The 4,048-nt window shown below is 73.2% G+C and carries 4 protein-coding genes; 3 read left to right on the forward strand and 1 reads right to left on the reverse strand.

The window, feature by feature from the left end:
- The 3 genes from ON26_RS04240 to ON26_RS04250 all read left to right on the forward strand — a co-directional run.
- A partial coding sequence (locus tag ON26_RS04240; protein ID WP_040794646.1) for a DNA polymerase Y family protein occupies nucleotides 1-1,404 on the forward strand: 1,404 nt, incomplete at its 5' end.
- Nucleotides 1,405-1,527: 123 nt separating this feature from the next.
- Nucleotides 1,528-2,274, forward strand: coding sequence for an alpha/beta fold hydrolase (locus tag ON26_RS04245; protein WP_040794647.1), 747 nt, complete (start codon nucleotides 1,528-1,530; stop codon nucleotides 2,272-2,274).
- The gene (locus ON26_RS04250) at nucleotides 2,271-3,239 is read left to right on the forward strand and encodes a ferredoxin family protein (RefSeq protein WP_040794648.1); all 969 of its coding nucleotides are present in this window, start codon (nucleotides 2,271-2,273) and stop codon (nucleotides 3,237-3,239) included. Before ON26_RS04245 ends, ON26_RS04250 begins: the two co-directional genes overlap by 4 nt.
- A 154-nt stretch (nucleotides 3,240-3,393) precedes the next feature.
- On the opposite strand, the gene ON26_RS04255 is transcribed toward ON26_RS04250, so the two are convergent.
- Nucleotides 3,394-4,048, reverse strand: a 655-nt coding sequence (locus tag ON26_RS04255) for an N-acetylmuramoyl-L-alanine amidase-like domain-containing protein (protein WP_306307236.1), incomplete at its 5' end; no start/stop codon positions are given.

Below are 4,048 nucleotides of genomic sequence, written 5' to 3' on the forward strand. Positions count from 1 at the left end.
GATCTGTTCCTGGCCCAGGACGATCCGGATCGGGATGCGCGGTTGTTCGATCCGGTGGTGACCGCGGTCGAGGCGACGGTGCCCGGGGTCGAGGTACTGCGGCCGGGACTGCTCGTGCTCGCCGCGCGCGGGGCCGCCCGGTTCTTCGGATCGGAGGAGTCGGCCGCCGAGCGGATCGTCGACGCGGTCGCCGCGGCCGGGGTGGAGGCACAGGTCGGGGTGGCCGACGAACTGTCCACCGCGGTGCTCGCCGCCCGGCGCGGAGTGCTGGTGGCGCCGGGGGCCGGTGCGGATTTCCTGGCGCCGCTGCCGGTCGCCGAGCTGGCCGTGGAGCCGAGCCTGGCCGGGCCGGATCGGGCGGAACTGGTCGATCTGCTGCACCGGCTCGGGCTGCGCCGGGTGGGTGATTTCGCGGCGCTGCGTCCGGCCGAGGTGGGTTCCCGCTTCGGTACCGATGCCGTGCTGGCGCATCGCCTCGCCCGTGCGGTCCCGGAACGTCCGCCCTCGGCGCGCACGCCGCCGCCCGAGCTGGCGGTGGAGCATCGCTGCGATCCGCCGCTCGACCGGGTCGACGCCGCCGCCTTCGTGGGCAGGATGCTCGCCACCGAACTGCATGCCGGGCTGGCCGCGGCGTCGCTGGCCTGCACCCGGCTCGAGGTGACCGCCGAAACCGAAGCGGGCGGACAACTCTCCCGGATCTGGCGGTGCGCCCAGCCGCTCACCCCGGCCGACACCGCCGACCGGGTGCGCTGGCAGCTCGACGGCTGGCTGACCCGCGCCGATCGCCGGGCCGCCCCGGTCACGGCGCTGCGATTGGCGCCGGTGGAGGTGGTGCGGGCGGGCGCGCTGCAGCTCGGGTTGTGGGGCGGCACGGGAGAGGACGACGAGCGGGCCAGGCGCGCCCTGGTCCGGGTGCAGGGCCTGCTCGGCGGCGAGGCCGTGCGGATCGGGGTGCTCAGCGGCGGGCGCGGTCCCGGTGAGCGCGTCACGCTGGTCGCGCTGGGCGACGAACAGGTGCCCGCGGCCGATCCCGGACAGCCGTGGCCGGGCAGGCTGCCCGAACCCGCCCCCTCGGTGCTGCTGGTCGATCGGCCCGAGGTGCGGCTGCTCGACGCCGACGGTGTGCCCGTCGAGGTCACCGCTCGTGGACTGTTCTCCGCCGATCCGGTCCGGCTGTGCTGGGGCGCCCGCAGCTGGTGGTTGACCGGCTGGGCGGGACCGTGGGTGGTCGACGACCACTGGTGGGGCGGTGATCACCGGTCGGGCCGGGAGGATCGGCCGGGCGAGCGATCAGCGCTCGCCGCGCGCGCCCAGGTCGGCATCAGCGCTCCCGGCGAGGACGAGCGGGTGCTGTTGCTGAGCTGCCGCGACGGTGTGTGGCAGGCCGAGGGTGTGTACGGCTAGCCGCCCAAGCGCATATGGCCGACCGAGACCGCACGCTCGGTCGAGGCGTGCCCGGCCGCCTGCTGCGGGCCCGATGGCCGGTGAGCCCCGTAAACTTCACTCGTGAACTCGACGTTTGCCCACATGACGACCGGCGAGGTCCGCATCGCCTACCGCGAGTCGGGACCGTCGTCCGGTGCGCCCGTGCTGCTGGTGCACGGCATGGGCGGCGACGGCCACACCTGGGATCGCTTCGCCCGTCACCTGCTGGCGGCGGGCCGCCGGGTGATCATCCCGGACCTGCGCGGGCACGGCCGCAGCGCTCGCGCCGCCACCTACGGTTTCGACGAGTTCGGCGCGGATCTGACGGCGCTGTGCGAGTACCTCGAACTCGACCGGGTCGACCTGGTCGGCCATTCGCTGGGCGGTTACGCGGTCTCGTGCGTTGCCCAGGAACGTCCCGAGCTGGTGGGCAGGCTGGTGCTCGAGGAATGCCCGCTGCCGTTGCGTTCCGGCAATGAGCAACTGTCGCTCTCCCGCCGGCTGCCCACGGCCGCCGAACTGTGGCACGCGGCGACGAGCCTGATACGTCATCCACGCGCCATGTGGTCGTTCGACCGATCGATGACCGCGGTCGCGCTCGAGCAGTTCCACAAGCCGCATCCGCGGTGGTGGGAACGGCTTTCCGGCATCACCGCGCCGACCTTGGTGCTGCGCGGCGGCCCCGGCGGCATGGTCGATCCGGGACGCCTGGCGATGCTGGTCGAGGAGCTGAGGGACTGCACGGTCGCCGACTTCACCTGCGGGCACAGCATCCACCGTGACCGGCACCGGGAATTCTCCGAGGCGGTACTGCCCTTCCTGGCGGGCTCCCCGGTGGAGTGCCGATGAACGAGTTCGCGGGACTGCCCTGCTCGACGGCGTCGGCGCAGGTGCCCCTGCCCGGCACCGCGACCGGCGTCGGCGGATGGCTGTGTGTGGAGCATCCCGGCGCGTGGGGGCGCGACGTGCTCGGCGACGAGGTGCTCGGCCCGCGCATCACCGCCGAGCTCGCGGCGCGCACCTCGGCGGCGAAGGTCCGCCCCACGTTGATCCGCCGTCCCGGTCGTCACGAGTTCACCGGCGCGCGCACCGTACTGCTGGCCGCCTCGCATCCGGTCGGCGCGTGGTGTGAACGCCTGCGCATCGACGACCTCGACGAGCTGCTCGACATCGACCTGTCGGTGTGCCACGGACCGCCGCCCGGCCTGGGCGAGCCGGTGACCGAGGCGCCGGTGCTGGTATGCGCGCACGGCAAACGCGACCGGTGTTGCGCGCGCCTGGGCCGCCCGATCGCCGCGAGCCTGGCCGCGGCGCATCCCGGCCGGGTGTGGGAGTGCTCGCACACCGGTGGCCATCGGTTCGCGCCGGCCATGGTGCTGCTGCCCAGCGGGCTGACCTACGGGCGGGTGGACGTCGAATCCGCCGCGGCGGCGGTGGAAGCCGCCGACCGCGGCGCGGTGTCGACGGCCGGGCTACGGGGGCGCAGTGGGCACACGCCGCTCGAGCAGGTCGCCGAACTCGCTGTCCGGGAACGGATCAGTGCCGGTCTCGACGATCTCACCGTAGAGACCGAGCCGGACGAACCGGCTGTGCGTCGCGCCGCCGCGCGCGAGGAGCGCGATCTCGACCGGGCCGGGCGAGCCGGCGCGGGATACGCGGGCGCCGCGGTGGTCACCCACCGGGACGGGCGCAGGTGGCGGGTCACCGCGCGGTCGGTCGCCCACGCACCGCGTCAGGCGAGTTGTGCTGCCGCGCCCAAACCGGTCACCGCTCTCGTCGCGGACAGCGTCGCCGAGGTGCCCGTCCGGAACTGACCGGTATCGGCGGCCGTGGCGGCCTCGCTCGATCCGATCGAAGCTCGCGGTCCGTGTCGCCGCCACCGCAGATGTTCGGATCACCCGGATCGCGCACACACTGTGCCGGTGCCCGGATAGCACCCGGCGGCATCGAATCGGGCCGCGTGCGGGATCAGAGCGGCCGCAGGACGATGATGCCGGGGACGGTGGCGACATAGTCGGCCAGCGGACTGTCGACGACAGCGTCGTTGCCGGCCAGCGAGGAGGCGTTGCGGAAGTAGAGGCCGCCGTCGGGCGCACGGACGACGATGCCGACATGGGTGACGTCCAGGCCGGGAGTGCCCGCGTAGGCGCCGAGGTAGTCGCCGGTGCGCAGGCCAGCGAGGACGTCCCGGTCGACGCGCTCGGACGGAATGTAGGTCAGGTCGCGCTCGACGACGGGCAGGCCGGGCAGGTACACGCTGCCGTCGGCCTTGGCGTTGAGGTGTTCGGTGACCGTCACCGCGGCCGGACTCAGCGAGGCGGTGACGTCGGTGGCGGCGATCCGGTCGGTGTGCGCCCAGTCGGTGAAGAAGTGCTTGCGGTGGGTGAAATCGACCTGCCCGCCGGTATAGCGGGTCTCGACGAGGGCGCGCACGAACTCGTCGCGGTCGTTCGCCCGGCTGAGCGCTTCGACGTAGTCGAGGTAGGTGAAGCAGTCCACCCGGCGCAGGTCGATCACCAGTTGTTCGGGTTCGTGGCCGAGCCGATCAGCATGTTCGCGCCGTACGGCGTGCCGAGCAGTGGTCGCGAAAAGAGCTTCGAGCAGTTCGCCTTTCGGCAGTCCC

This window comes from Nocardia higoensis NBRC 100133 (assembly GCF_000308595.1).
In the GTDB taxonomy this organism is placed as follows: Bacteria; Actinomycetota; Actinomycetes; order Mycobacteriales; family Mycobacteriaceae; genus Nocardia; species Nocardia higoensis.